Origin of the sequence: Blautia sp. OF03-13, from assembly GCF_003460685.1 — a bacterium.
GTDB lineage: Bacteria > Bacillota > Clostridia > Lachnospirales > Lachnospiraceae > Fusicatenibacter > Fusicatenibacter saccharivorans.
In genome coordinates this window covers 44424-71022 of the sequence record NZ_QTVR01000002.1, presented here as the reverse complement: position 1 = coordinate 71022, position 26599 = coordinate 44424, and the positions used below count along the sequence as shown (strand labels likewise).

At 50.5% G+C, this 26599-nt stretch carries 27 protein-coding genes and 3 pseudogenes; 2 read left to right on the top strand and 28 right to left on the bottom strand.

Features of this window, described 5'->3' with window-relative positions; all coding sequences use genetic code 11:
- Positions 1-19: 19 nt before the first annotated feature.
- From DXA55_RS01665 to DXA55_RS01650, 4 genes are all read right to left on the bottom strand, one after another.
- Positions 20-790 carry an ATP-binding protein gene (locus DXA55_RS01665; protein WP_022462430.1) on the bottom strand — a complete coding sequence of 257 codons (771 nt, stop codon included), beginning with the start codon at positions 788-790 and terminating at the stop codon, positions 20-22.
- A gap of 38 nt (positions 791-828) precedes the next feature.
- A complete protein-coding gene (locus DXA55_RS01660; protein WP_022462431.1) occupies positions 829-1761 on the bottom strand; it encodes a methylenetetrahydrofolate reductase in 933 nt (310 codons plus the stop codon).
- Positions 1762-1896: 135 nt separating this feature from the next.
- Positions 1897-2079: a CooT family nickel-binding protein gene (locus tag DXA55_RS01655; RefSeq protein WP_022462432.1), complete on the bottom strand. Its 183-nt coding sequence runs from the start codon at positions 2077-2079 to the stop codon at positions 1897-1899.
- A gap of 14 nt (positions 2080-2093) precedes the next feature.
- Positions 2094-2444: a hypothetical protein gene (locus tag DXA55_RS01650; RefSeq protein ID WP_055218122.1), complete on the bottom strand. Its 351-nt coding sequence runs from the start codon at positions 2442-2444 to the stop codon at positions 2094-2096.
- 363 nt (positions 2445-2807) lie between these two features.
- Here DXA55_RS01650 and DXA55_RS01645 point away from each other — a divergent pair, with 363 nt between their 5' ends.
- Positions 2808-3629, top strand: a complete 822-nt coding sequence (locus tag DXA55_RS01645) for an aldo/keto reductase (RefSeq protein ID WP_117509050.1) — start codon at positions 2808-2810, stop codon at positions 3627-3629.
- A 48-nt stretch (positions 3630-3677) separates the two neighbouring features.
- Here the strand turns inward: DXA55_RS01645 and DXA55_RS01640 are convergent, their stop codons facing one another.
- From DXA55_RS01640 to DXA55_RS01605, 8 genes and pseudogenes are all read right to left on the bottom strand, one after another.
- Complete coding sequence (locus DXA55_RS01640; RefSeq protein WP_070100780.1) at positions 3678-4334, bottom strand: ATP-binding cassette domain-containing protein; 657 nt, start codon at positions 4332-4334, stop codon at positions 3678-3680.
- Positions 4331-5113, bottom strand: coding sequence for an ABC transporter permease (locus DXA55_RS01635; RefSeq protein ID WP_117812874.1), 783 nt, complete (start codon positions 5111-5113; stop codon positions 4331-4333). The genes DXA55_RS01640 and DXA55_RS01635 overlap by 4 nt, the downstream gene beginning before the upstream one ends.
- Entirely contained in the window at positions 5091-6173 is a 1083-nt protein-coding gene (locus DXA55_RS01630) for an ABC transporter substrate-binding protein (protein ID WP_242998333.1), read from the bottom strand. Before DXA55_RS01630 ends, DXA55_RS01635 begins: the two co-directional genes overlap by 23 nt.
- 25 nt (positions 6174-6198) lie before the next feature.
- Positions 6199-7722: a 4Fe-4S dicluster domain-containing protein gene (locus DXA55_RS01625; RefSeq protein WP_117812873.1), complete on the bottom strand. Its 1524-nt coding sequence runs from the start codon at positions 7720-7722 to the stop codon at positions 6199-6201.
- Positions 7723-7909: 187 nt separating this feature from the next.
- On the bottom strand, positions 7910-8923 hold the full coding sequence (locus DXA55_RS01620) for an NAD(P)H-dependent glycerol-3-phosphate dehydrogenase (RefSeq protein ID WP_117812872.1): 1014 nt from the start codon (positions 8921-8923) through the stop codon (positions 7910-7912).
- 3 nt (positions 8924-8926) lie between these two features.
- A pseudogene (plsY, locus tag DXA55_RS01615) lies at positions 8927-9573 on the bottom strand (glycerol-3-phosphate 1-O-acyltransferase PlsY).
- 6 nt (positions 9574-9579) lie between these two features.
- Positions 9580-10908: a ribosome biogenesis GTPase Der gene (der, locus tag DXA55_RS01610; protein ID WP_117812871.1), complete on the bottom strand. Its 1329-nt coding sequence runs from the start codon at positions 10906-10908 to the stop codon at positions 9580-9582.
- A pseudogene (locus tag DXA55_RS01605) lies at positions 10862-12255 on the bottom strand (DUF512 domain-containing protein). The gene der and the pseudogene DXA55_RS01605 overlap by 47 nt, the downstream one beginning before the upstream one ends.
- A gap of 211 nt (positions 12256-12466) precedes the next feature.
- Here DXA55_RS01605 and DXA55_RS01600 point away from each other — a divergent pair.
- Positions 12467-13630: a ribose-phosphate pyrophosphokinase gene (locus DXA55_RS01600; protein WP_022461516.1), complete on the top strand. Its 1164-nt coding sequence runs from the start codon at positions 12467-12469 to the stop codon at positions 13628-13630.
- A 97-nt stretch (positions 13631-13727) separates the two neighbouring features.
- Here the strand turns inward: DXA55_RS01600 and pgeF are convergent, their stop codons facing one another.
- From pgeF to DXA55_RS01520, 16 genes and pseudogenes are all read right to left on the bottom strand, one after another.
- Positions 13728-14582 (bottom strand): peptidoglycan editing factor PgeF, encoded by an 855-nt coding sequence (gene pgeF, locus DXA55_RS01595; RefSeq protein WP_242998332.1) that lies wholly within the window; start codon positions 14580-14582, stop codon positions 13728-13730.
- A 13-nt stretch (positions 14583-14595) separates the two neighbouring features.
- Positions 14596-14958, bottom strand: a complete 363-nt coding sequence (locus tag DXA55_RS01590) for a YraN family protein (protein ID WP_022461514.1) — start codon at positions 14956-14958, stop codon at positions 14596-14598.
- Positions 14959-14992: 34 nt separating this feature from the next.
- A pseudogene (locus tag DXA55_RS01585) lies at positions 14993-15759 on the bottom strand (ribonuclease HII).
- Positions 15760-15795: 36 nt separating this feature from the next.
- Positions 15796-16638, bottom strand: coding sequence for a ribosome biogenesis GTPase YlqF (gene ylqF / locus DXA55_RS01580; RefSeq protein WP_022461512.1), 843 nt, complete (start codon positions 16636-16638; stop codon positions 15796-15798).
- 24 nt (positions 16639-16662) lie between these two features.
- Positions 16663-17229 (bottom strand): signal peptidase I, encoded by a 567-nt coding sequence (lepB, locus tag DXA55_RS01575; protein WP_022461511.1) that lies wholly within the window; start codon positions 17227-17229, stop codon positions 16663-16665.
- Between the two features lie 75 nt (positions 17230-17304).
- Complete coding sequence (gene rplS / locus DXA55_RS01570) at positions 17305-17652, bottom strand: 50S ribosomal protein L19 (RefSeq protein ID WP_022461510.1); 348 nt, start codon at positions 17650-17652, stop codon at positions 17305-17307.
- An 88-nt stretch (positions 17653-17740) separates the two neighbouring features.
- On the bottom strand, positions 17741-18865 hold the full coding sequence (gene trmD, locus DXA55_RS01565; RefSeq protein WP_117760368.1) for a tRNA (guanosine(37)-N1)-methyltransferase TrmD: 1125 nt from the start codon (positions 18863-18865) through the stop codon (positions 17741-17743).
- Positions 18866-18883: 18 nt separating this feature from the next.
- Positions 18884-19390: a ribosome maturation factor RimM gene (gene rimM, locus DXA55_RS01560; RefSeq protein ID WP_022461508.1), complete on the bottom strand. Its 507-nt coding sequence runs from the start codon at positions 19388-19390 to the stop codon at positions 18884-18886.
- A 176-nt stretch (positions 19391-19566) separates the two neighbouring features.
- Positions 19567-19797 carry a KH domain-containing protein gene (locus DXA55_RS01555; protein WP_022461507.1) on the bottom strand — a complete coding sequence of 77 codons (231 nt, stop codon included), beginning with the start codon at positions 19795-19797 and terminating at the stop codon, positions 19567-19569.
- Positions 19798-19818: 21 nt separating this feature from the next.
- Positions 19819-20064: a 30S ribosomal protein S16 gene (gene rpsP, locus DXA55_RS01550; protein WP_022461506.1), complete on the bottom strand. Its 246-nt coding sequence runs from the start codon at positions 20062-20064 to the stop codon at positions 19819-19821.
- Positions 20065-20118: 54 nt separating this feature from the next.
- Positions 20119-21468: a signal recognition particle protein gene (gene ffh / locus DXA55_RS01545; RefSeq protein ID WP_117509057.1), complete on the bottom strand. Its 1350-nt coding sequence runs from the start codon at positions 21466-21468 to the stop codon at positions 20119-20121.
- A gap of 2 nt (positions 21469-21470) precedes the next feature.
- Positions 21471-21815: a YlxM family DNA-binding protein gene (ylxM, locus tag DXA55_RS01540; protein ID WP_330377042.1), complete on the bottom strand. Its 345-nt coding sequence runs from the start codon at positions 21813-21815 to the stop codon at positions 21471-21473.
- Positions 21816-21975: 160 nt separating this feature from the next.
- On the bottom strand, positions 21976-23229 hold the full coding sequence (locus DXA55_RS01535) for a peptidoglycan-binding protein (protein WP_022461503.1): 1254 nt from the start codon (positions 23227-23229) through the stop codon (positions 21976-21978).
- A 73-nt stretch (positions 23230-23302) separates the two neighbouring features.
- Positions 23303-24595: an RIP metalloprotease RseP gene (rseP, locus tag DXA55_RS01530; protein ID WP_022461502.1), complete on the bottom strand. Its 1293-nt coding sequence runs from the start codon at positions 24593-24595 to the stop codon at positions 23303-23305.
- 6 nt (positions 24596-24601) lie between these two features.
- Positions 24602-25756, bottom strand: a complete 1155-nt coding sequence (locus tag DXA55_RS01525) for a 1-deoxy-D-xylulose-5-phosphate reductoisomerase (RefSeq protein WP_117812869.1) — start codon at positions 25754-25756, stop codon at positions 24602-24604.
- Between the two features lie 50 nt (positions 25757-25806).
- Entirely contained in the window at positions 25807-26598 is a 792-nt protein-coding gene (locus tag DXA55_RS01520; RefSeq protein ID WP_022461500.1) for a phosphatidate cytidylyltransferase, read from the bottom strand.
- Position 26599: the final 1 nt, after the last annotated feature.

Sequence of the window (26599 nt, the reverse complement as noted above, 5' to 3'; positions counted from 1 at the left end):
GAGGGCAGATTCTCTGTTTTTATAAATCAAGGTTTTCTACGATTTTCTTTAATGCCGCGCGTACCGGAGAGTCTTCCGGCAGACGTACGGTTGGTTTTCCGTCACAGTCATATTCATAAACCTGATCATCGTGCGGAACAACGCCAAGGAGAGTTAATCCCTGTTTTTCAATTTCCTCACGGGTTCCCTCATTTAACACGCCATTCGGCGCACGGTTTACGATCAGTCCTACCTGCTTCGGCTTCATATCGCATTCTTTGATCAGCTCCGCGATTCTCGCAGCGGCCTGTACTCCTCTTCTTGAGCAGTCACTGACCAAAATAGCTGTATCCATTCCCGGAAGTATACCACGGCTGATATGCTCCATGCCTGCCTCGTTATCCACAACCATGAAGGGGTAATTCGGATACAGCTTTGCAAGCTGATTCTGCAGAAGTCCATTGACGAAGCAGTAGCAGCCTTTTCCCTGTGTTCTTCCCATCACAAGCAGGTCAAAATCATCTTCCTCAGTCAGAGCGCCTGCAAATTTAAATTCCGCATAATCTGCCTTGCTCATACCTGCCGGAATCGGGTTTTTGGATGCCATCTCTGCACGGGCAATCTCCTCCCGGATATCTCCAAGGGTAGCTTCTACTTCTACACCGAGTACCTCATTCAGGTTTGAGTTTGCGTCCGCATCAACTGCAAGAACAGGACCTTTTCCTGACTCGCAGAGATACTGGATCAGCAAGCCGCATAATGTTGTTTTTCCAACGCCGCCTTTTCCGGCGACAGCTATTACGTGTGCCATAAAAATCGGATGCCTCCCAAATTCAAGTAATTAATTCATTAAACCAGTGTGCAAAGGCCGGATCTGTCGATGATTTCAGATACGTCTTTCCATTTATTCAGTGCATACAGATGAATTCCATTGACACCAAGTGCACGGTATGCATCAATCTGTTTTACGGTATATTCGATACCCTCTTCTTTGAACTCTGCAACTTTCTTGTCGTAGAATACGTCGAACGGTTTGCCCTCTGCATCTTTTGCTGCAAATGGGTTCGGGAACAGCCAGTGTCTGGAGATCATTCTGGAAAGCTCTCTGTCCATAACACAGCCGTTTCTGGAAAGTGCCATGTTGATGGTAGCTGCCTGATCCAGGATCGGCATAACTCCAACGTCTACCGGCATGGTGATTCCTGCTTTACGGATTGCATCGAGCCAGTATTTGAACTGCTCCATATCCCAGCAGAGCTGTGTCATGATGTAGTCTGCTCCGTTGTCCTGTTTCTGTTTCAGAACTGCGATATCAGACTCCAGACTTCTGCAGGAGATGTGGCCTTCCGGTGAACCTGCAACAGCGATTTCAAATTTATCGCCGTAGGTATCACGTACGAATTTTACAAGATCGGTAGCATAGTCAAAGTCACCACAGGTTGTAGTCTCACCAAGCGGAATATCTCCGCGCAGTGCCAGCATATGGTCTACGCCATCAGCCAGATACTGATCCAGCTGTTCTTTAATTCCTTCTTTTGTGTTTTTGATAACGGTGAAATGAGTAACCGGTGTGGTTCCGGCATTTTTGATCATCTGACATACTTCACGGTTTGCTCCGACGTTTCCGCCGCCTGCTCCGTATGTACAGGAAATGTAAGACGGGTTATATTTCATCAGGTGGTCGATGGTACCCGGCAGATTCTGCAGTCCCTTCTCTGTCTTTGGCGGGAACAGCTCAAAAGACAGAAGGGTCTTGTTTTTCATCTCTTCTGAAAGTTTCATAATTCAATTTACCTCCGCTTTAATATGATATATTCCTATTCTAAGTCCCGGTTCGCTTGTTCTGTTTGTTCCGATTTGCAGAACCCGGGGGCCTAAAACCGCTTTTATAGAATAACTGGTTCCGTCAACCAATTATCATTCACAGTCCAGCTCTACAATGCTGTTTGCAAGATCTACCATTTTGATCTTACCCTGCAGTCTGATCTCCTCACCCATGATGTCACGGATCAGAACGTATTCTCCATCGACATCGATGCGGCTCACATTTTTACAGACAACTGTGTTTTCCGGATTTTTGTATACCGTTGCAAGGCACATAGCTTACGCCTCCTCTACTTAACTTCTTTCAAATGCTCTTTTACAAGTGTCAGTGCAAGGGACAGGCGCATATTGCCTTTCTGGAAATCGGATACTCCCTCCCTGATCTGTTTTGCGGCGTCCGCCATTCCGGCTTTTTCCAGTTTGTCGGCCATCTCGTCGAGTTCTGCTGCGTGATGTTCATTGTGCTGCAGCATATAGGTTAAAAGGGCAAGATTCTCGTCCTTGCATTTTTCTTCGGAACCGCATGCATTGCAGGCATGTCCGCAGTCTTCTCCCTCGTGATGATGGTCATGGTGATGATGGTGCTCGTCGTGAGCTCCGTGCGGAATGGGATTTCCATTCTCGTCATATAATAAATGCATAATATGGCCTCCTCTGTCCCCGTTTTTCTGCTCTGCCGTCCGTTTCGTCCGCTTTTGTTTTCCTGAAACGTCCTGCAGATTGTACAGGGAATGATAAATAAATATCAATTCAAATTTATTATACTCTATTTCATGCACAAAATCAATACGGCCTCCACAAAATTTCTGTACAATTCGCCATACAGGCCGTCCTGGCATCCTTCTTTTTTCTTGCATGGCTTGTTATTTTTTTTCATTTCCCGATTGTGTTAAACTTTTTTAATATATTTGGTCTGATTTCTTTAAATTTTCATGTTATACTAAACATAATTATGAGAGAAATACGGCAGAATCTTTTTTTGATTCAAGATACGGAGGGTTTTTATGGCACTTTCTATTCCAACCATTACATTGAACGACGGCAGAGCGATGCCGCTTCTGGGGCTTGGCACTTACAAATCGACAGAAAAAGAGGCAGAAAAAGCAATTGTCACCGCGGCAAAATACGGCTACCGTCTGATCGATACCGCCTCCTCCTATAAAAACGAGGACAGCATCGGCCGCGGGATCCGCGCAAGCGGAATTCCGCGGGAAAATTTTTTTATTACCACAAAGGTATGGAATACCGCGCAGCGGGTCGGTGATATCGAAGGTGCCTTCAACCGCAGCCTCGACCGTCTCCGTCTCGACTACGTTGATCTTTACCTGATTCACTGGCCGGTGCCGGGCTGCTACCCGGAGACGTGGCGCGCACTCGAAAAAATCCGCGAATCCGGGCGTGCAAAATCGATCGGCGTCAGCAACTTCGAGGAGCCGCACCTTACCGCCCTCTTTGAATTTTCCGGCGTCATCCCGGCCGTCAACCAGATCGAATGCCATCCGCTCTGGAACCGGAAACCGCTCATCGCTTTCTGCCGTTCACATGGAATCGCCGTTCAAGCGTATGCGCCGCTCGCAAGAGGTCTTTATCTGAACCGTGAGATTATGCAGCAGCTGGCAGAAAAGTATGTACGCACTGAAGCACAGATCGGCCTCCGCTACCTCGTCCAGCAGGGCATCAGTGTCATCCCGAAATCGACACAGCCGGACCGCATTTTTGCCAACGCGGATGTCTTCGACTTCGAACTTTCTGAAGCCGACATGGCGCTCATCGACACGATGGACGAACAGCTCCGCTCTGCTTCCATACCGGATGACCTGCTGTAACTGCGGATTCACAGCAAAAGCAGCACAGAAAATCTGTTTCTTTCCGTTTCAGATTTCTGTGCTGCTTTTTCTGTTTCTCTTTATTTCGAGGATACCATCCAGTCTGCTGCAGGTGCAGATCCAGTCCCCCATTGCTTCGGCTTCTTCTAAATCATGCGTGACCAGAAGCATCGTTTTTTCTTTTCCTTTTCTGCGGATATAGTTCATCGTTTTCTTTTTCGTCCCCGCATCCAGTCCCCGGAACGGCTCATCCAAAAGGAGGAAATCTGCGTCCATGCGCATGGCCCGCAGAACCGCCACCCGCTGGCGCATGCCGCCCGACAGTTCCGATACAGCCTGGTTTTCACAGCCCGAAAGGCCGAGTTCCTCCATCTCCTCCACAAGATGACGGGAGCTTCTTTTTTCTTTTCCAAACATGCGGCGCCTTACCGCGAGCTGGATATTGGCTGCAGCTGTCAGTTCTTCTGCCAGCCGCGGTTCCTGAAAAACCATACTTTTTCTTAAGGCTTCCAGTCCCCCGATTTTTCCGCCGTCCGCCTGCTCCAGGCCTGCCAGAATCCGCAGCAGGGTTGTCTTTCCAGCCCCGGAAGGAGCCATCAGACAGGTCACTGCTCCTTTTTTCAGTTCCATCGTAAGATTCGAAAAAATAACGTGTTCTCCATACGCTTTTTTCAGATGGCAGATTTCAATCGTATCTTCTCTCATTTCATCACCAGCATCCTTTTTTCTGCAAGATCCATTCCTTTTAAAACAGCTTTTTCGAGACAGAAGCTGACGTACACGATCGCTGCCGTCCAGGCAAAGAGTCCCGGTGTGTCGAGATATATTTTTGCCTGATACAGATGCTCTCCGATGGATCGGTTCGGAATGCCGATTACTTCTGCTGCCGTTCCGGCCTTCCAGCAAAGGCCGAGGGAAAGTGAACATCCCGTCCGGATATATGGGTACAGCTGCGGCAGGATCACCCAGCGCAGCCGCACCGGCCGCGGAACCTGAAAAACGTCTGTCATCTCCAAAAGCGCTGTGTCCAGTTCCCGTAGGCCGTTCCGCGTGTTTGTATACAGGATCGGAAATACCATCAGAAACGAAATCACAACCGAAAGATTCTTCGAAGAAACCCAGATCAGGATCAGAATCACAAAAGAAGCGACCGGCACTGCTTTCACTGCTGCAACCAGCGGCGTCAGGAGTTCTTCTGCAATGGAAAACCGACCGGCAAGTGCAGCTCCTGCAATTCCCGCCGCCGCACCAAGAAGGAATCCGGCTCCGATGCGTGCTCCGGAAAACAGCAGGGACTGCCAGAAGACCTGTTCTGTTACAAGCGTAAAAAGGCGTTTCAAAACAGCAGCAGGAGATGCCAGAAGGATCTCCTGCCCGACAAAAACGCTTACCGCCTGCCAGATCATAAGCCAGAACACGATCGGCCAGAGCTTCGTTTTTCTCTGTTTCTCTTTTTTGTTTTTATTCGGAATAATAGAAGTCATCTCCTGGAAGTTCTCCTCCGACTGCCTCCGGGTTCTGGTCTTTGAGTACACCGAGATAACCGGAAAGCTTCTCTTTCATCTCATCACCGGTGATGCAGACAATGTTGCATGCCGGAAGCGCTTTCTTTGCGACTGCCTCCGGAACAATGTCATAATCCCCGATCAGTTTTGCCGCCTCATCAGTGTTTTCGGTTACGTAGGATACGGATGCCTGGTAAGCTTCCATGAAGTCTGCAACTGCTTCCGGATGCTCCTTGGCAAAGGCAGTGCGCACAACGGTAACACCTGTCACCAGTGTGCTCGCCGTTCCTTCGGACTCCTGGATTTTGTTCCATTCTTCGGTCAGGTCAAGTGCGGTGCGCAGCGTTTCTTTTTTCGTCTGTGCCGTCGTTACAAACGGCTGCGGCAGCATGGCGATTCCATCGGCATCTTCTGCAAGTGCTGCCACGCACTCGGCGTGTTCGCTCTTCCACTCGATCGTTACGTCCTCACCCGGTACGAGGCCGTTCTTTTCGAGGATATAATTCAAAGCATACTCCGGAGTTGCACCTTTGCCGCCCGCATAAATGGTTCTGCCTTTCAGATCCGCAATGGAATGTACGGTATCGCCGTCCTCGACGATATAAAGGACACCGAGCGTATTGACTGCGAGCACCTGCACGCCGCCGTTTGTCTTGTTGTAGAGTACGCTTGCAAGGTTCGCAGGAACCGCGGCGATATCCACCTCTCCCTGTACCAGTTTTGCGCTGACCTCATCCGGGGCAGCGGCAAGTTCAAACGTGTCCGCAGGTGACTCTTTGCTGTCGTTATCGCTCATCATTTTTACCATTCCCATGCTGGTCGGTCCTTTTAATGCAAGCACATGGACCAGTGTCTCATCTTCTGTTTCCGATGCCGCTGTGCTGCTCTCTGTCTGCGTACTTTCTGATACTGTACTTTCTGATCCTGTGCTTTTTGTCCCGCTGCTCTCCGTCTTTGTCTCTGTCTGGCCGCATCCTGCAAACAAAAGTACCATTGCAAGAATCGCTGCCGCAAAGCCCATCTTTCTTTTCTTTTTCACTTTTTTCTCCACCTTGCTGTTCTTTTTAGTCTACCAGCTTGTCCAGTTCTTTTACATATTCTGTCTGGCTGGAAATCTTGTGTTTTGCCTGCGCCGCATATTTGTTGACTGCCGCCTGTGACTTTTTGATCGACTGCATCGTGCCGGCTCCTGCCACGCATCCGCCCGGACAGGCCATGCCTTCGAGAAGATAACCGTTGTACTTTCCGGCCTTCGCCATTGTCAGCAGTTTCCGGCATTCCTTCAGACCTTCTGCATTTGCCATCTTGATTTCGCGGTCCGGGTATTTTTCACGGATTACATTTTCCACAGATTTTGCAACGCCGCCGGAGACAGCAAAGTTTCTTCCGTCCACCGATGCATCGCTGACGCCGTCCGGATCTTCCTCAAGTGCACTCACATCTACCTGGCGCGCATCGAAAATGCCCGACATCTCTTCAAACGTCAGAACGAAGTCCACCTCACTGCGGACAGACTGGCGCATGGCCTCCAGTTTTTTCGCCGCACACGGTCCGACAAAGACAACCTTCGCATTCGGATTGTGTTTCTTGATCAGACGCGCCGTCAGCGTCATCGGGGTCAGTGCCATCGAGATACAGCTTGCGTAATCCGGGAACAGTTTCTTCGCCATTACAGACCAGGCCGGACAGCAGGATGTCGCCATAAACGGCAGTTTCTCCGGAACTTCGTTCACAAAATCCTCTGCCTCCTGTGCCGCACAGAGATCCGCTCCGATCGCAACTTCAAAGACATCCGCAAAACCGAGCTTTTTCATCGCCGCACGCAGTTTTCCAGGCGTTACTTTCGGTCCGAACTGGCCGACAAACGCCGGTGCCAGCGCTGCATAGACGCGCTCTCCCGACTGGATCGCACGGATTACCTGGAAGATCTGGGATTTGTCCGAAATAGCGCCGAACGGGCAGTTGACGAGACACTGGCCGCAGGATACACATTTCTCGTAATCGATATCCGCTTTTCCGTTCTCGTCTGAACCGATGGCATCCATTCCGCAGGCTCTCGCACACGGACGCTCCTGAATAATAATAGCCTGGTATCCGCATACCTTGGCACACTGACCACATTTGACGCATTTATCCTGATCAATATAGGATCGTCCATTGGTGCGGTCCAGCGTAATGGCCTTTTTCGGACAGACTTCCACGCACGGATGTGCAAGACACCCCTGACATCCCTCCGTGATCAGAACCCGTTTTTCATGACAGGCGTTGCATGCAAATTTGATGACATTAATGAGCGGCGGTGTATAATACGTCTCCGCCTGGTCCGCCAGTTTGATATTGTCCGAGATCGGGGCGTGCTCTGCCGCGCTTCTGCACGGAAGTCCCATTGCAAGGCGAAGCCGCTCTCCTACAATCGCCCGCTCCAGAAACACATCATTTCTAAAATTTCCGACCTCACCGGGAATTACACGGTAAGGAATTTCCTCGATCGTCTTTTCCACCGGAGAGTCCACGTCATACGCCATTTTTGCAACTTCCGTAAAAATGGCATGGCGGATTTCCTGAATTCTTGTTTCTACTCCTCTCATTCTTTCTTCCTCCTGCTGTATTTTCCTCCGCATCTTTTCAGTTAAAATTATTCCGCTTTCTATTACTATACTTGATTTCGAAAGTATTGTCATCTTTTTCCCGTATTTTTGCTGAAAAATTTCGGTCTGCACAAAAAAGAACCTGCCGTCTCTGTATCATTTCACAGAAGTGACAGGTTTCTTATTTTTACCGCTCCCAGAGATCCGGGGCGAGTTCGTCTTTTTTCATACGCTGCATCAGTTCATCCACAGCCTGTTTCGGGTTTTTGTTTTCAAACAGAACCTGATTGACGGCCTGAATGATCGGCGTTTCGATTCCGAATTTTTTCGACAGGGTAAGACCCGCTTTTGCGGAATAGACGCCCTCGACGATCATCTGAACCTCATCCATCGCCTGCTGCATCGTTCTGCCCTGGCCGATCAGGTATCCGGCTTTCCGGTTCCGGCTGTGAACGGAAGCACACGTTACAATCAGGTCGCCGATACCGGAAAGACCGTAGAAGGTTTCCGCATGGGCACCCATCGCCGTGCCGAGCCGTGCAATTTCCGCGATCCCGCGGGTAATCAGAGCCGCTTTCGTATTGTCGCCGTAGCCAAGACCATCCGCCGTTCCGGCTGCCAGTGCGATGACATTTTTCAGAGCTCCGCCAAGTTCAATTCCCGTGATGTCCGGGCTTGTGTAAACGCGGAAGACCGGACTCATGAACACATTCTGCACATACAGTGCGCTCTCGCGGTCATGCGCGCCGACAACGATCGTGGTCGGCAGGCCGCGGCCGACTTCCTCTGCGTGGCTTGGTCCGGAGAGAACAACGACATTCGCTCCCGGCACTTCCTCCTCGATGATCTGAGACATCGTCATCAGGGTATCGGCTTCCACGCCTTTTGCCACATTGACGATGAGCTGGCCGTCCGGAATATCCGCCGCATACTTTTTACATGTGGTTCGCACGTACGGGGATGCTTTTGCCATTACAAGGATGTCCTGTCCGGAAAGGGAGCCGCGCACATCGCAGGTGAATTTCATTTCATCCGGCAGTTTTACGCCCGGAAGCTTCGTCAGATGCTCTCTGTGTTCCTTTAAGCTCTTAATTTCCTTTTCATTTTCCGAGCAGATCGTCACGTCATGCCCGTTGTTGCAGAGCAGGAGGCCGAGGGCGGTTCCCCAGCTTCCTGCTCCGATGATGCTAATCTTTGCCATATTTTATTTCTCCGACTTTTTGGATAAATACGTTTTCCGCTCTGTTCCCGCGATGAGACGCTTGATGTTTGCACGGTGCTCCCAAAAGGCAAGCACGGCAAGAAGTGCGATCACCACGTACATCTCATAGAGATACGGCGGTTCCAGCGCAAAGCAGCCCGCCTGTCCCATGATAACGGCCATTGCAAAAAAGACAACGTAAACCATCATGGAACCGAGGGAAACATAGTGTGTTACTGCAAGATTCAGGAAAAACAGCGCTGCACAGACCAGCGTGATTCTCCAGTCAAACGAGATAATCAGACCCGCGGTCGCAGCGATTCCTTTTCCGCCGCGGAAGCCTAAGTAAAACGGGAAGTTGTGGCCGAGAATCGTTCCGGCCGCAGCATACACCGTCAGCAGTTTCAGCAGTTCCGGGTGCGATGCACCGAAGATCAGGCGTACCGTCAGGACCGCCAGAATGCATTTGATGCAGTCGCCGGCAAGCGTGATGGCGCCTGCTTTTTCCCTAAAGTCCGGAGCGCGTTGGTCGTTCCTGCGTTTCCGCTGCCGTGTTCCCGGATATCAATTCCCTTCGTCCTTCCATAAATATATGAGGTCTGAAAAAGGCCAAATGCGTATCCGATCAAAAGGCATATGATCCGTACCATAACTCTTTACTGCTCCTTCTCTTTTCGTTCTCTGATGATGAATTTCAGCGGTGTGCCGCGGAAGCCGAACGACTCTCTGATTTTATTCTCCAGATATCGAACATAGGAGAAATGCATCAGTTCTTTGTCGTTGACGAAAATAACAAATGTCGGCGGTTTGACCGAAACCTGTGTCATGTAGTAGATTTTCAGTCGTTTTCCACGGTCTGACGGCGGCTGCTGCATTGCCATTGCCTCGGTCAGAATCTCGTTCAGGACACCGGTCTGTACGCGCAGGTTCTGGTACTGCAGAACCATGTCGATCGTCTCGAACAGCTTCGGAAGACGCTGTCCTGTCTTCGCAGAGATGAAAAGAAGCTCTGCGTACGGCATGTAAGCCAGTGTATTTCTTACTTTTTCGGTAAAGCGGTAGATCGTCTTGTCATCTTTTTCCAAGGCATCCCATTTATTTACCGCAATGATCATACCTTTTCCACGCTCATGGGCGATACCGGCAATTTTGGCATCCTGCTCGGTGACACCCTCGGTTGCATCGATCAGAAGAACGACGACATCTGCGCGCTCTACGGCAGATACTGTACGGATGATGCTGTACCGCTCCAGCTCCTCTTTGATCTTGTTTTTCTTTCGAAGACCTGCGGTATCGATGAAAATATATTCATTTCCATTGTGCATGATCGTGGTATCGATCGCATCGCGCGTCGTTCCGGCGATGTCGGATACGATGACACGGTTCGAGCCCAGCAGTTTGTTGACCAGGGAGGATTTTCCGACGTTCGGTTTTCCAACAATGGCGATGCGCGGAATCTCGCTCTCCTCCTCGTTTTCCATCTCCGGTTCAAAGTATCCTGTCACCTCATCGAGCATATCGCCGATGCCGAGCTTTCCGGATGCGGAAATGGCGTGCGGCTCTCCGATGCCGAGGTTATAGAATTCATAAACATCCATCATCTGACGGTCGAAGTTGTCGACTTTGTTGACCACCAGCACAACCGGCTTGCGGCTTCTTCTGAGCATATCAGCTACTTTTGCATCGGCATCTACAAGGCCCTGACGGACGTCAGTGATGAAGATGATGACATTTGCGGTATCAATGGCGATCTGCGCCTGGTCTCTCATCTGGGAGAGAATGATATCTTTGGATTCCGGCTCAATACCGCCGGTGTCTACCAGCGTAAATTTGTGGTTCAGCCACTCCACGTCGGCATAAATACGGTCACGGGTTACACCCGGTGTGTCTTTTACAATCGAAATATTGTCTCCGGCTAATACATTAAACAGGGTGGATTTACCCACGTTCGGCCGGCCCACAATTGCTACAATCGGCTTGCTCATACATTGTTCTCCTTCTGTGTATCGTCTCCTGGTTTTCCTCCACAACGGCTTTCACCAGGTCGCTGCCCGGCTCATCGATAATCTGTACCGGTGTTTTCAGGCGCTCTTCCACCTCTTCCACCGTCACATCGTCGAGAAAGACGTTTTTTCCCGAACGGAGCATGTTGCACGGAAGCAGCAGGCAGTCGCCAAGATCTCTTCCCTCTAACTGCTCCATCAGATCCTTTCCGGTAATCAGACCGGATACGGTAATGGATTCTCCAAAGAAATAGTTGATAATCGTGACAACCTCCGCCTGTACATTCGGATATTTTTCACGAATTTTCTGCATGTGTTTTTCCAACGACGGCGCCGCAGCTTTTCCGGTCGCAATCGTTACATGGCGGTGACGGTCGTCCCCTTCTCGTTTCGAAAGTTCTTCCGCAACCTCGTCTTCCAGAAGCCGGAGCATTCCCACTCCGTTTTCCAGCTGGATATAGCCATCGTAATTTTCCTCCTCCGGGATCGGCTCTCCCGCCAGCAGATACCATTCATCACCAGCATGGATAAAGTGAAGTCCCCACTGTTCATACAGCTTTTTCTGCCATTTGTGAATCGTGGCAAGAACTTCTTTTGCATCCTCCCTGGTAAACGGTTCCAGAGGCGCCAGTCCGTCGCGGTACTTCGAAAGTCCGACCGGGACAACCGAAACACTTTTCAGATGCGGCAGATATTTTGACAGATCTGAAATACTGCGCTCCAGCTCTGCGCCGTCGTTGTATCCCTTGCAGAGCACAATCTGTCCATTCATCTCGATTCCCGCCTCGTAAAGGCGCTGGACCTTCGGAAAGATATTGCCCGCAAAACGGTTGTGCAGCATTTTGCAGCGGAGCTCCGGGTTCGTTGTCTGGAACGAAATATTGATCGGTGCCAGATGGTAGCGGATAATCCGGTCGATATCGTGGTCGCTCATGTTGGTCAGTGTAATATAGTTTCCCTGCAGGAAGGACAGACGCGAATCGTCATCCTTAAAATACAAGGTGGGACGCATTCCCGGCGGCATCTGATCGATGAAGCAGAAAATGCAGTTGTTGCTGCAGGAACGGTACTGATCCATGAACTCGTTCTCGAATGTGATGCCGATTTCCTCGTCGTACTCTTTTTCAATCTCCAGATCCCATTCTTCCCCGTTTTTCTTCCGGATCGTGAGTTCCAGATAGGAGTCGTTGGTCTGGAATGGTAATCAAAAACGTCCTCGATTTCTTCCCCGTTGACACGAAGCAGTTCGTCTCCCGGTTCCAGTTCAAGCTCTTCGGCAATACTGCCCGGTTCTATTTTCTTTATGATGTGTTTCGTTTTGTTTTTCACAGATATTACGTTATGGCCTTTCCTTTTCCTTCATTTTCTGTCCGAAAGGCAGCAGAACTCTGCATAGCCAGCGGACATTCATTCATTATAATAACAACAACCTGCACAAAAAGCAAGGATTCTTTCGTTTTTTGCTTGACGCGCCCTTTGTTTCGATGATATAAATAGGAAGAAAAAGCTTTGTAAAATATGTCGATTACTGGAGGTTTGTATGGCTAATTTAGATTTACTTGAAAATTCCATTCCGGTCGCCCCGTTAAAGCTCGCAGCTCTGCCGGGCAGTATGGAAATGGCAAAAAAAGTCGATTCGTATCTGGTTCAGTTCCGTAAAGAGCTCGCCGAGCGCCGCAACGGGGTTTCCTTTTCCGGATATTCCGAGGATTCTTTTCTGATTGACTGCGAGTGCCCGCGTTTCGGTTCCGGCGAAGCAAAAGGAAAGATCAACGAATCCGTCCGCGGTGCCGATCTTTACATCCTGGTTGATGTCTGCAACTACAGCATCACCTACAAGGTCTGCGGCTACGAGAACCACATGTCACCGGATGACCATTATCAGGATCTGAAACGTATCATCGCTGCTGCAACGGGAAAAGCACACCGGATCAACGTAATCATGCCTTTCATTTATGAAGGAAGACAGCATAAGCGCACCAAACGTGAGTCTCTCGACTGCGCACTTGCTCTGCAGGAGCTGATGAACATGGGTGTTTCCAACTTTATCACCTTCGACGCACACGATCCTCGTGTCATGAACGCAATTCCGCTCGGCGGCTTTGACAACTTCATGCCAACCTACCAGTTTTTAAAAGCCCTTCTTCGTTCCGTTCCGGATCTGACGATCGACAACGATCATCTGATGATCATCAGCCCGGACGAGGGAGCGATGGCGCGTGCCGTATACTTCTCCAACGTGCTCGGCGTCGATATGGGTATGTTCTATAAGAGAAGAGATTACTCCACCATCGTAAACGGAAAAAACCCGATCGTGGCACATGAGTTCCTCGGCGATTCCGTAGCAGGAAAAGATGTTGTCATCATCGACGATATGATCTCCTCCGGTGAGAGTATGCTTGACGTTGCAAAACAGGTCAAAGAGCGCGGCGCTGACCACGTCTTTGTCTGCACCACCTTCGGCCTCTTCACCGATGGTCTGGAGAAATTCGATGCTTACTATGAGAAAGGCTATATCAGCAAAGTCATCACCACCGACCTGACCTACCGTACACCGGAACTCGTTTCCCGTCCTTGGTATGAGCCGGCTGAGATGAGCAAATATATGGCAAGCATTATCGATACGCTTAACCACGACGTATCCGTTGCAAAAGTACAGTCTACGACAGAGAAAATCAATAAGCTGCTGGCAAAACACAGATAATCGATTTTGTGTCCGCCGGATGCATACAGCAAAAAAACGGATCTGTTTTTTCCAGGTCCGTTTTTTGATGCTTTCTATTCTGTTTTCGATCCTGTTTTCAGACCAGGGAAAGGAATGCCGCGAGGTTTCCTCTTTTTCCCTTCGATGCACGGTGGGAATACAGGAAATCCGGGTTGCAGCAGGTGCAGAGGTTCGGCAGATGAATCTGCTTCTCCGGCACTCCTGCCGCAAGAAGGATCTGATGATTCGCCTCCCAGAGATTTAACTGGTATTTTCCATCTGGTTTTCCGTAGAACAGTTTCTCATGCAGTGTTTCCGGGAATGCTGCCCGGAACTCTTCGATCACGTCACCGCTCACCTCGTAGCAGTCCTGGCAGATCGACGGGCCGACGGCTGCGATCACATCTTTTGCTTCTGTTCCAAACCGTTCGTGCATCGCATCGAGCGTTGCCTGTCCCATCTTGTGGACCGTTCCACGCCAGCCGGAATGTGAAAGTCCAATTACACGGTGCACCGGGTCGACAAAGTAGAGCGGCACGCAGTCCGCATAGAATGTCGCAAGTACGACGCCCGGCTCGTCAGTGATCATACCGTCAATATCATGAAAATCGCGGTCTCTTGTCACGCCGCTGCCGCAGTCTGCTTTCGTCACATAACGGACCTTCGTCGTGTGTGCCTGATCGGAGGTAACAATGTTTTCCACTTCAAACCCCGCCGCCTCACAGAATCTTCTGTAATTCTCCCGCACATTCGCCGGATCGTCGCCGCGCGAAAAGCTGAGATTCATGCTGGAAAGATGTTCCTTACTCACCCCGCCGATCCGTGTGGAAAATGCATGGCGGATGCCCTCAATTTTCTCAATCGCCGGCCAGGTCAGATAGACCACGCCGTTTTCCGCCTCGTTGACATGCATCGTTTTTTTATCGTTTTGTTTCCATTGAATTGGTATCATAAAAACTCCCTTCCTACCAGCCGCTCCCCTGATAATAAAACGCGTTCGCATAGACGCGGATCTCCTCCGGTGTCTCTGCCACGACGTCGAAGCGGCAGGGCACATCCATCGGGATCTGGTGGAGCATGCGGTAGTAATCTGCTGTTTTTGAAATTTTCTTCTGTTTCTTTCCATCCACGGCGCTTGTCGGGTCTCCGGCTGTCCGGCCGGTGCGGTATTTTACTTCGATAAAAATGTATGTGTCGTCCTGTTTTGCGATCAGGTCGATCTCACCGAAGCGGCACCGGAAATTCCGCACCAGGATGTGATATCCCAGGCTTTCCAGATATTCTGCCGCACGGCTCTCCTGTCTCGTTCCTACTTCCCGCTGGTTCAAATGCGATACCCTCTCCTTTTTTGATGCGGTGCCTTTACACGAAATGGCCGATAAACGACTGCCGGTGGATCGGTGACGGGCCGATTTCTTTTAAAGCAGCGATATGCTCTGCCGAACCGTAGCCCTTGTTCGATGCAAAACCGTAGCCCGGAAGCACCTTGTCGTACTCTTCCATCAGGCGGTCCCTTGTCACCTTCGCAACAATACTTGCCGCCGCAATCGAAACACTCTTGGCATCTCCCTTGATGATCGGCACCTGGCGGATGTCCACCTGCGGGATTTTCACCGCATCGTTTAAGAGTACATCCGGCTTCACGGAAAGCTTGCTGATCGCCTCCCGCATCGCCTCGTACGTTGCCTGTAAAATATTGATCTCGTCGATCCGCGCCGGGGAGGCATAGCCGATGCCGACGGCCACTGCCTCGCGCATGATCACATCGTACAGCTCGTCGCGTTTTTTGGCCGTCAGCTGCTTGGAATCGTTCAGATACAGGATTTTACTGTCACGCGGCAGAATGACCGCACCTGCGACCACAGGGCCCGCCAGAGGGCCTCTTCCGACCTCGTCGATGCCGCAGATCCAGCCAAGATCCTCATATTTGTGCTCGTAGATCTTCATCTGTTCCGTGCGCTCGCGCTCTTTTTTTAAGGCCTCTTCCTGTTTCTGGTATTTTTGAATCAGATTTTGTACGCCAGCACGGGAATCCTCTTCATATTCCAGATAAAGGGCGGGCAGCTCCGTCTCCGAGCTGCCGCAAAAATTTCCCGTATGGCGGATATCGATTGTTTTTTCTCTGTCATCGTTATTCTCCGCATTTTTTATTTTGATAAATCCATTTATTCCGGTTTTTCCAGCGTGATTCTGCCGAGCTTTCCGCTCCGGAAATCATCCATCAGAAGCCGTGCTGCTTTTTCGTAATCGAGCTCATTTCCCTTTTTCAGGCAGCCGCGCACACGCGCAATCTCACCCAGGATTTCCACACGATCCGTCACACCTTCAAAGCCAAAGCGTTTCTCCAGCGTTCCCGGATACTCTGCCGTCAGATAATCGATGACGGACAGCGCCAGCTCCTCCACGTTCAGGATCTCATCGTTGATGGAACCGATCATCGCAAGATGCAGTCCCACCTGCTGGTCCTCAAACTTCGGCCACAGGATACCAGGTGTGTCCAGAAGCTCCAGCTGTTTGCTCAGACGGATCCATTGTTTTCCCTTCGTGACGCCCGGTTTGTTTCCGGTCTTCGCACAGGCTCTGCCCGCATACGCATTGATAAATGTCGATTTTCCGACGTTCGGAATACCGACAACCATCGCGCGGACCGGACGGTTCAGGATGCCGCGTTTGCGGTCGCGCTCGATTTTCTCTTTGCAGGCCTCCTGTACGGCGCTGTTGATCGCTTTCATGCCGGCTCCGGAACGGGAATTGACCTTCACAACAGAATATCCCTTTCCCTTGAAATATTCCATCCAGGCATCGTTTCCGCGCTCATCGGCAAGGTCCGATTTGTTCAGCAGGATCAGCCGTGCTTTGTTCTTTCCAAGTTCATCTATATCCGGGTTGCGGCTCGCTGCAGGAACTCTCGCATCGACCAGCTCAATCATCAGGTCGATGAGCTTTAAGTCTTCCTGCATCTGTCTGCGGGCCTTCGTCATATGACCCGGGTACCACTGATAATTCATGTTTCTTCTCCTTCTATGCTGCGTTTACACGAAACCGATTTTCTTCCACGGCGAAATCGTAAACCAGAGCTTTCCGACAATGCGGTCCGAATCCACGAGTCCCATGCCGTTGTGGCGGCTGTCCTCGCTGTTGTTCCGGTTGTCGCCGAGTACAAAGTACTGTCCCTTCCCGACCGTGATCGGCTCGGAGGCAAGTCCCGCGTTTGTGATGGCCGGAAATTCATCTTTTTCATTATAGACTTCCCCGTTGATGAGGATCTGTCCGTCTTTGATCTGTACCGTCTCGCCCGGCAGCGCAATCACACGCTTGATGTGGATGCTCGCCTTCTTGTCCTCACTCGTCCGGAACGCGATGATATCCCCGCGTTTCGGAGAACTTAAGCGGTACCAGGCGGAGTCCATCAGCACACGCTCCCCCGGCACGAGAGTCGGCTCCATCGAGCCCTCCTGCACCACGACACTTCTGCAGAAAAACCAGGAAAATGCCGCCGCAAGAAGAATCGCTGCGATGATTTCCAGATTCCATACAAACATGGAACGGATCTTTTTCTTGTAGAAATATTCTTTTACATATCTGGTATTCATACCCATAGTGTAATTCTCCGTAAGACAAAACCGGAGAAACACAATTGCTCATGTTCCTCCGGCCATCCTTTTAACGACTTATTATTTTACCAGCTCTTTCACTTTCGCTGCTTTACCAACACGATCTCTTAAGTAGTTCAGTTTCGCACGTCTTACTTTACCACGTCTGATAACTTCTACTTTCTCAACGTTCGGAGAGTGTACCGGCCATGTTTTCTCAACGCCTACGCCGTTAGAACTCTTACGAACAGTGAAGGTCTCTTTGCTTCCGCCGCCCTGTCTTTTCAGGACAACGCCTTCGAATACCTGGATACGCTCGCGGTTACCCTCTTTGATTTTACCGTAAACTTTAACGGTATCACCAACGCGGAACTCCGGTGCTTCTGCTTTTAACTGTGCATCTTCGATTTTCTTAATAATGTCGTTCATTTCTTTATCTCCTTTTTTTACCCTGGATGTTCTTAATGCCTTTTTGCAACAGCGGACCATCTCTTTACTCACAACAAGATATATTATACTATAATGCATCCGCAGATGCAAGTATTTTTTTCACTTTCCATTCGCCGCTGTACAGCAGACTGCGAAGCGCGAAAGAAAACCGCTGCAGGCCGTCCGCGGACGGTATGCCGGTAAGCCGTGCGACCAGACGGAAACCGTTTTTTTCCAGCTGCTCTTCGAGTTTTTCTTCCTCTTCTGAGAATCCGTCCGGGCACAAAAACACCAGCGGTGTTTCTTTTCCGGCAAAGCTGCGGATATACTCGCTCTTTGCTTTCATGCCCTCCTCAAGCGTTCCCGGAAGCTGCAGAATCAGCAGATCATGGTCATCAAACAGATTTTTCTGTTTCCGGATCTTCTTTCGTCCGAGATCAAGGCTTACACCATAGCGTGTCATGCCTGCCAAAAGATCGTGCGCCCAGGCAGACGATTCCTCTTTTTCATTGCATGCGCAGGAAATCTGGAATGCATTTTCCAGAAGGTCCGGCCGCCGCTCGGCTGTCCGCACCAGAGAGGCCTCATGGCGCCATGCTTCGATCTTTTTGTGGTCACCGGAAAGAAGCACCTCCGGAACTTTTTTCTCGTGCCATGTCTCCGGTCTTGTGTAATGCGGATACTCAAGCAGGTTGTCCTGCAGTGACTCAAACTGCGAAGATTCCTCGTTGCTTAAGACACCCGGCACAAACCGCGATACCGCATCCACCAGCACCATTGCACCGAGTTCTCCGCCTGTTAAAACATAATCCCCGATCGAGATATAGTCCGTTACCACTTCCTGCAGTACGCGGTCATCGATGCCCTCATAGTGGCCGCAGAGCAGCACAAGATCGTCCTCAAGCGCCAGCTCTTCCACCATCGTCTGGTTCAGTACTTTTCCCTGCGGTGTCAGATAGACCGTGCGCGGCTTTTTCCCGATCTTTTCGGCTACCGACTGGTAGGCGCGGAACACCGGCTCCGCCTCCATGACCATGCCCGCACCGCCGCCGTACGGGTAATCGTCCACGCGGTTGAATTTATTTGCTGAAAAATCCCGGATATTCGTCGTCTCGAGGGAAATATAGCCGTTGTTGATGGCTCTTCCGAGGATGCTGGTGTGCAGCCCCTGCTCGATCATCTCGGGAAACAGCGTCAGAATATGATATTTCATCGTTCTTTACTCTCTTTATCAGTCAATCAGGCCCGGAAGAAGGTGAATCGTCATCTTCTGCTCATCCAGGTCCACATCCAGAATGCAGTCATGGATCGCCGGAATCAGAACCTCTCCGTGCTCTTTCGAATCTACAATATAGACGTCGTTCGCACCGGTCTCCATCACATCGCGGAGCGTGCCGAACAGTTCGCCGTCCTCGGTGTACATCTGCATTCCCTGCAGGTCTGCGATATAGTATTCGTCCTCTTCCAGCGGAATGGCATCCTCTCTCGTCACATAGAGGCTGCAGCCTTTATACCGTTCGATATCGTTGATGTTGTCAATTCCTTTGAATTTTACAATGGCAAGCTGTTTGAAAAAACGCACGCCAGTTACATGGAGTTCTTTTTTTTCTTTTCCTGTATCGAGAAAAACGCGGTCCAGAGAAAGAAAACGCTCCGGATCTGTCGTCGGGTATACCTTTACCTCACCGCGTACGCCGTGGGTTGTGGTAATTACGCCAATCTGCAAATATTCTTCCATTCAAAAACCCTTTCCAACCAGTTCTACTGTGTATTGCGACTTGAGAAACACGCTTTGCGAGTTTCTCAAGTTATCGCGGCAGTCGCCAAGGTCCCGTGCAAGCACGGACTTTGTCTCGTTGCCCGCGTAAAGAAAGGAACCGGCAACAACTGTCGGTTCCTTTTCCTATCTTTTACTTACTGTAAAATTTCTACGACAACTTTTCTGTCGCTCTTTGAGGAAGCTGCTTTTACAACCGTACGGATTGCTTTTGCAATGCGTCCCTGACGTCCGATGACTTTTCCCATATCTGACGGATCTACTTTGAGTTCCAGCAGAAGGTCATCACCGCTGACGGTTTCTGTCACAACTACCTCAGATGGATGATCAACCAGAGATTTTGCAATTACTTCGATAAGTTCTTTCATTACAAGATACCCCCGTATGAATTATTTCTCGATACCAGCCTGTTTTAAGAGTTTGGCAACGATTTCGGTCGGCTGTGCGCCGTTAGCCAGCCATTTTTTAGCAGCCTCCTCGTTGAAGCTGATTGCGCTCGGCTCGCGGTTCGGATCGTAAGTTCCGATCTCCTCGATGAAACGTCCGTCTCTTGGGGATCTGGAATCTGCTACAACGATTCTATAAAAAGGAGCTTTCTTCTGTCCCATTCTTCTTAATCTCATTTTTACTGCCATTTTTCTTTACCTCCATTGTAAATTCATGTATTTATTTATATTTTTTCTTTTATGCTAAAAGGGAAGTTTGAATCCTCCTCTTTTACCACCCTTACCGACCATTCCGGTCATCTGTTTCATCATTTTTCTTGACTGTTCAAACTGTTTGATGAAACGGTTTACCTCCGCGATGTCAACACCGGCGCCTTTTGCAATTCTCTGCTTTCTCGACGGATTGATGAGATCCGGGTTTTCTCTTTCCTTTGGCGTCATAGAAAGTACAATAGCTTCCTTTCTTGCCATGTCTTTTTCATCCACCATGCTCTCAAGATCCTGGCCCTTCATTTTCGCGCCGACGCCCGGAAGCATATTCAGGATGCTGGAGATGCCGCCCATATTGCGCATCTGCTCCATGGAATCCAGATAATCGTTGAAGTCGAACTGCGCCTTCTTCATCTTCTGTTCCATGGCTTTTGCTTTTTCTTCGTCGATGTTTGCCTGCGCTTTTTCAATCAGGCTCATCACATCGCCCATGCCGAGGATACGGGACGCCATACGGTCCGGATAAAACTGCTCCAGATCCGAAAGCTTTTCGCCCATGCCGACATAGAGAATTGGTTTGCCGGAAACTGCACGGATTGAAAGTGCCGCACCGCCTCTGGTGTCACCATCTAATTTTGTAAGTACTACACCGTCGATGCCGACTTTATTGCTGAACATCTCGGCCACATTGACTGCGTCCTGTCCGGTCATAGCGTCTACTACCAAAAGGGTCTGATCCACAGGAACAGCCGCTTTGATATCCTGTAACTCCTGCATCATCTCTTCATCGATGTGCAGACGGCCTGCGGTATCCAGAATCAATACGTTAAAGCCGTTTGTCTTTGCATGCACCAGCGCTGCCTTTGCGATATCCACCGGACGGTTTTTATCTCCCATGGCGAACACTTCCACGCCCTGCTTTTCTCCGTTGACCTGCAGCTGTTTGATCGCTGCCGGGCGGTATACGTCGCAGGCTGCAAGGAGAGGTTTTCTTCCCTTGGCTTTTAACTTTCCTGCAATCTTTGCGGTTGTGGTTGTTTTACCGGCTCCCTGAAGACCTGCCATCATAATAATGGTAACTTCACTCGCCGGGCGCAGTGCGATTTCCGTTGTCTCGGAACCCATCAGCTTGACCAGCTCGTCATTTACGATTTTAATGACCATCTGACCCGGATTCAGTCCGTTCATGACGTCCTGTCCGACTGCCTGCTCCTGTACGGATTTGATAAACTGTTTTACTACTTTGAAGCTGACATCCGCCTCGAGAAGTGCCATTTTTACTTCCTTCAGCGCAGTCTTTACATCCGCCTCGGTCAGGCGGCCCTTGCTTCTGAGATTTTTGAAAACATTCTGGAGTTTCTCGGTTAAACTTTCAAATGCCATGCTCAAAGCTCCTCTAATATATCCGATGCAATTGCTGCAATCCGCTGCATCACATCTTCTTTCGGGGTATCACCAGAAGGGTCTGTCAGCTTTCGGATCTCGTTTACATTCTCCCGGATCTGCACAAAGCGTTGTACCAGATGAAGCTTTTCTTCATACTCTTCCAGTGTCTTGTTGCAGCGTCTGACCAGATCGTGAACTCCCTGGCGGGAAATGCCCCGCGCTGCCGCAACCTCGCTCAGGGAAAAATCGTTGAGCACCACGTCCTCATATACCTGACGCTGATGTTCAGTCAGAAGTTCGCCGTAAAAATCATACAGTAATGTCTGTTCCAATATTTTTTCCATTGCGATCACCTTGGTTATCATACACGAAATGATGCTGGGTGTCAAGTATTTTTTCTTGACAGTTTTAAAATTTTTCTGATCCGTTTCAAAAGCCGCAGAAAAGGCGCATTTTCCGCGTTTTTTCGCAGAAAACACGCCCCTTATAAAGACTTTTGTATACCTACTGCAGCTCCGCAATCCTCGTCACAGCCACATAAATCGACTGGATTTTGTACCACGTCGGATAATCCACAATGCCGGAAACCGGCAGGCCGAACAGCCGCTGGAACGCTTCGACGGCGTCCTGCGTCTCTTCATCGAAATAGCCATTTTCATAGACCGTCGGAATCGATGAATACACCTCCGCAATCACGTTCAGCTGCTCCTGCATCTGCAGTACCTTGTTCCCGGACGAGCCGATGGTGAGGTCATACCCCGGCCAGGAGGACGGGATGCCGGAAATCTCCTCCGCCGTGTTGATATACATATTGTCTCCATAATAATTGCGGAGAATCTGAATCGTTGAATACCCTTGGTCCGCCAGGTTTTTGGACCCCCACTGGCTCATCCAGTTCGGGCAGCTCACACGGTTTCCGTCACAGTACTGCGTCAGAATCGGCTGTTTCACATTCGGGCGCGACAGGTAATCAGCAAAAATCTCATCGACCACAAGGGAAATGCTGTCGAAAATATTCCTGCCGTAAATCCATTTGTGATCGTAGGCCGTCGACGAAGTGATCGTAAAATCGTATCCCTTGTTGCGGTACCATTCTGTATAGACACGGTTCAGCGTAAATGACATGATTGCGAGGATATTCGCCCGGATCGCCGCATCCGGCCATGTTGCATAGATTTCCGAGCACGCCACGTTTTTGATGTAGTCGCGGTACCGCACATAATAGTCGCGTGCCGTGCTGTCGGTCGGCGCTCCGTCGTGGACGATGATATACTCCGGGATCACGACACGGGACAGCACAATCTCACCGCTCTCCCTCGTCGGCTTGATCTCACTTTCCGGAATTTTCGCCGGATATTCGCCGAACAACGTATGGTCCGGGATCGTCACATCCGCAAACGCTGCGCCCTCTGCCAGTTTGAGGTCCACCTGCTGGACGGACTGTTCTCCTGAAAGAAGCTCGGAGCCCGTCACTTCAACCGGTTCATACCCTTCCGCCTCCACTTTCACCGTATATTCGGAATACGGCTGATTCACATTCGGTTCCAGACTGTACTCGAGCGGCGGCGTCGCCAGATCCAGCGTCTCCGTTCTGCCGTCCCCGTCGGTAATCAGCTCCTCGATCACATTCTGCGGATCTCCCGTATACGAAACCGTCACCCGCGCCCCGGAAACAGGCCGCGCCTGGATTCTTGTATTTACCCGGATTTCCAGCCGCCCGCGGTCAGTCATTTCCTGCTGCATACGCAAATTTTTCATAAAAAAGCCCCATATCCTGCACTCCTTTTATGGTATGCAGAATATGAGGCTTTGTTGCTTTTCATTTTTCGATTTACAGGATCCGCTGGACGTCGTGGATCATGACGTAGACCATCAACGCCATCAGAAGCACCAGGCCCGCGAAGTGAACCATACCCTCCAGGTCTCGCCGGATTGGTTTTCTGCGGATGGCTTCTATGATCAGAAAAACAAGCCGTCCGCCGTCGAGTGCCGGGAGCGGCAGCAGGTTCATGACGCCAAGGTTCGATGACAGCAGAATCACCATGTTCAGCATCGTCATCACCGTAACCAAAACGCCCTGCGATTTTACATCATCATAGGCGGTTCCGATCGCATCCACCACGCCGACCGGGCCGGAAAGATCGTTCACAGAATACTGTCCGGTGATCAGCATACTGACGCTGTCAATGACGGTGCGCACCCAGTATTTGATCTCCAGCACGCTGTATTTCAGCACGCCGATCGGGGACTGTTTCTCCCGGAGCTGATACGAAAACTGTACATTCGCATACGTATTTTCAACCGGTGTCACCGTAATCTCTTTCGTCTTTCCGCTGTGCTCATACTCCAGCGTCACAGCGCTTCCATCGAAAGGATGCTCTGTCTGGTAAGCAGTAAAATCTGCCACACAGGTGATCGGCGCTCCGTTGATCGATACGAGCAGGTCGCCCGCGACAACACCCGCAGCGGCAAGCGGCATATTCTGCTGCACATACGTGAATTCCATGCCGCGGTCACAGTCATCGTAGTTAAAGCCCATCATATACCGCGTTGTCACCGTCGGTTCATATGTGATCGTTTTCTTTTCCCCGTCGGCCTTTTTAACCTCCAGCGTAATCTCATCCGTCGGCACACCCCGTACCGTCATCACAGAGTTCAGCTCTTTTCCGATGGAAATATGTCTTCCTTCATAGGAAGTGATGATATCTCCCGCTTCCAGGCCTGCCTCTGCCTCCGGCGAACCGTCTGCCACTTCTGTGACGCGCGCCGGGGAACTTCCCGCGTAACTGATCACAAAGATTGCGCAGAAAAATGCCAGAATCATGTTGAACACCGGTCCCGCCGCAACGACGGAAATTCTTGCCCACACGGATTTGCTGTTAAAGGTTCCTTCCCCCTCCTCTTCACCGTCCTCGCCGAGCATCTGGCACGCACCGCCGAAAGGCAGAAGTTTTAAGGAATAGACCGTTCCTCCTTTTTCTGTCTTTACCACCGTCGGGCCAAAGCCGATCGAAAATTCCGTCACGGTAATACCATTCGCTTTCGCCAAAAGAAAATGCCCCAGCTCATGGATAATGACGGTGATTCCGAAAATGAGTACGGCTATCAGGATTTTTACAATCATGCTGTCTTATTCTCCCATCTTATATCTGTTCGCAATCCATTCATACGTCTCCTGCTCCGCCGCGAGAATCTGCTCCAGCGTCGGATCGGCAATCGTTTTGTGTGCTTCCATTGCACCGGCGATCACGTCGTAAATCTCGAGGAAACGGATCTTCTTCGCGAGGAACAGTGCAACGGCGCGTTCATTTGCCGCATTGAAGACCGTCGGCATGGAGCCGCCCCTCCGGGACGCCTGCATTGCCATCGGAAGGCCGAGGAAGGTATCCATATCCGGTTTTTCAAACGTGATCTGTGTCAGCGCCGCAAAGTCGAGGCGGTCGCCTGCAAGGAAGCGGCGCTCCGGGTAATACAGTGCGTACTGGATCGGCAGTTTCATATCCGGTGTGCCAAGCTGTGCCATGACAGCGCCGTCTTTAAATTCTACCATGGAATGGATAATGCTCTTTGGCTGTACCACAACCTGAATGTGGTCGAGATCAACACCGAACAGCCATTTTGCTTCCATGACTTCCAGTCCTTTGTTAACGAGTGTCGCGGAATCAATCGTGATCTTGTGCCCCATCGACCAGTTCGGATGACGGAGCGCCTGCTCTACCGTTACGTTTTCGAGCTCCGCTCTTGTTTTTCCGCGGAACGGACCGCCGGATGCAGTAATCAGAAGTTTTTCAATTTCTTTTCTGTTTTCCCCGTGCAGGCACTGGAAAATCGCCGAGTGCTCGCTGTCCACCGGAAGGATCTGTACACCGCATTCCTCTGCCAGCGGCATAATAATGTGTCCCGCCGTTACCAGTGTCTCTTTGTTTGCCAATGCAATGTCTTTTCCTGCCTTCATCGCCGCAACCGTCGGGCGGATGCCGATCATGCCGACGATCGCTGTCACAAGGATTTCGCTCTCCGGCATCGTGGCAAGCTCGATCATGCCGTCCATGCCGCTGCCGATTTTTACAGGAAGATCCTTCACTCTGTCACGGAGTTCTGCCGCTTTCGCCTCATCGCCGACTGCCGCAAACTTCGGATGAAATTCCCGGATCTGCTGCTCGAGCAGTGTAATATTACTTCCGGCGCTGATGCCGACCACCTCAAGATCGCCGTTGGCACGCACGACATCGAGGGTCTGGGTTCCGATCGAACCGGTTGAACCAAGAATTGCTATTTTCTTCATATCCCAGTTTCTCCCATCTGCTTCCCGTTTATGCTGTAGGGGAAGCTTTTTTAATGAATCAGAAGCACCGACAGGAAATAGATGATCGGTGCGGTAAAGATCACGCTGTCGAAGCGGTCGAGAATACCGCCGTGGCCCGGAATCAGCTTTCCGTAATCCTTGATGCCCTGATTTCGTTTGATTGCGGATGCCGCAAGGTCTCCGACCATAGAGATCAGCGCGCCGACACCGCAGATGATGGCGTATTCCACCATGCCGCCCTTTGTCGCAGCCGCATAGATGATGCCGAGCAGAATCGCTCCGACGACACCGCCGACAGCCCCTTCTACGGATTTTTTCGGGCTTAAAACCGGTGCCATTTTATGTTTTCCAAAGAGTACGCCGACACAGTATGCACACGTATCGCAGCCCCAGGAGCACAGGAAAATCAGCCATACATGGAATTTTCCGCCGTCCAGCATACGGGTCTGATATACATAGGAAAGCATTACGCCGACATAGACAATCGCAAAGAACGCCGGCATCACCTGATTGGCGTTGTATTTCGGATAAGTAAATACGTATACTGCCATCAGAAGCACGAGATCCAGGATCAGCGCGAGCATCTGGTACATCGGGTCATGAAGCAGCAGGGACAGATAGAAAATCACAACGCCCGCATAGCCCGTAATTTCCAACAGATTCCATTTATCTTCTCTTACCTTCATCACGCGGAACAGCTCTCCTGCGCCGATCAGCGACAGGCACAGAACCGTCATATAGAGCACGGTTCCGCCGCTGCAGATCGTAAGCAGCGCCACAAGGACGAGCACGATGCCGCTTAACAGTCTTGTCTTAAACATC

Bases quoted from the DNA above. Each gene is read 5' to 3' on its own strand.
- DXA55_RS01650 (WP_055218122.1), bottom strand. From the start codon at position 2,444: ATGCATTTATTATATGACGAGAATGGAAATCCCATTCCGCACGGAGCT.
- pgeF (WP_242998332.1), bottom strand. From the start codon at position 14,582: ATGATACCAATTCAATGGAAACAAAACGATAAAAAAACGATGCATGTC.
- rplS (WP_022461510.1), bottom strand. From the start codon at position 17,652: ATGAACGACATTATTAAGAAAATCGAAGATGCACAGTTAAAAGCAGAA.
- ylxM (WP_330377042.1), bottom strand. From the start codon at position 21,815: ATGGAAAAAATATTGGAACAGACATTACTGTATGATTTTTACGGCGAA.
- DXA55_RS01525 (WP_117812869.1), bottom strand. From the start codon at position 25,756: ATGAAGAAAATAGCAATTCTTGGTTCAACCGGTTCGATCGGAACCCAG.
- DXA55_RS01620 (WP_117812872.1), bottom strand. From the start codon at position 8,923: ATGGCAAAGATTAGCATCATCGGAGCAGGAAGCTGGGGAACCGCCCTC.
- rpsP (WP_022461506.1), bottom strand. From the start codon at position 20,064: ATGGCAGTAAAAATGAGATTAAGAAGAATGGGACAGAAGAAAGCTCCT.
- DXA55_RS01660 (WP_022462431.1), bottom strand. From the start codon at position 1,761: ATGAAACTTTCAGAAGAGATGAAAAACAAGACCCTTCTGTCTTTTGAG.
- DXA55_RS01625 (WP_117812873.1), bottom strand. From the start codon at position 7,722: ATGAGAGGAGTAGAAACAAGAATTCAGGAAATCCGCCATGCCATTTTT.
- lepB (WP_022461511.1), bottom strand. From the start codon at position 17,229: ATGGGTATGAATACCAGATATGTAAAAGAATATTTCTACAAGAAAAAG.
- DXA55_RS01640 (WP_070100780.1), bottom strand. From the start codon at position 4,334: ATGAGAGAAGATACGATTGAAATCTGCCATCTGAAAAAAGCGTATGGA.
- DXA55_RS01520 (WP_022461500.1), bottom strand. From the start codon at position 26,598: ATGTTTAAGACAAGACTGTTAAGCGGCATCGTGCTCGTCCTTGTGGCG.
- rimM (WP_022461508.1), bottom strand. From the start codon at position 19,390: ATGGAAGAATATTTGCAGATTGGCGTAATTACCACAACCCACGGCGTA.
- der (WP_117812871.1), bottom strand. From the start codon at position 10,908: ATGAGCAAGCCGATTGTAGCAATTGTGGGCCGGCCGAACGTGGGTAAA.
- DXA55_RS01600 (WP_022461516.1), top strand. From the start codon at position 12,467: ATGGCTAATTTAGATTTACTTGAAAATTCCATTCCGGTCGCCCCGTTA.
- DXA55_RS01645 (WP_117509050.1), top strand. From the start codon at position 2,808: ATGGCACTTTCTATTCCAACCATTACATTGAACGACGGCAGAGCGATG.
- ylqF (WP_022461512.1), bottom strand. From the start codon at position 16,638: ATGAATTATCAGTGGTACCCGGGTCATATGACGAAGGCCCGCAGACAG.
- DXA55_RS01655 (WP_022462432.1), bottom strand. From the start codon at position 2,079: ATGTGCCTTGCAACGGTATACAAAAATCCGGAAAACACAGTTGTCTGT.
- rseP (WP_022461502.1), bottom strand. From the start codon at position 24,595: ATGATTGTAAAAATCCTGATAGCCGTACTCATTTTCGGAATCACCGTC.
- DXA55_RS01665 (WP_022462430.1), bottom strand. From the start codon at position 790: ATGGCACACGTAATAGCTGTCGCCGGAAAAGGCGGCGTTGGAAAAACA.
- DXA55_RS01555 (WP_022461507.1), bottom strand. From the start codon at position 19,797: ATGAAAGAACTTATCGAAGTAATTGCAAAATCTCTGGTTGATCATCCA.
- DXA55_RS01535 (WP_022461503.1), bottom strand. From the start codon at position 23,229: ATGAAAAATTTGCGTATGCAGCAGGAAATGACTGACCGCGGGCGGCTG.
- trmD (WP_117760368.1), bottom strand. From the start codon at position 18,865: ATGAAATATCATATTCTGACGCTGTTTCCCGAGATGATCGAGCAGGGG.
- DXA55_RS01635 (WP_117812874.1), bottom strand. From the start codon at position 5,113: ATGACTTCTATTATTCCGAATAAAAACAAAAAAGAGAAACAGAGAAAA.
- ffh (WP_117509057.1), bottom strand. From the start codon at position 21,468: ATGGCATTTGAAAGTTTAACCGAGAAACTCCAGAATGTTTTCAAAAAT.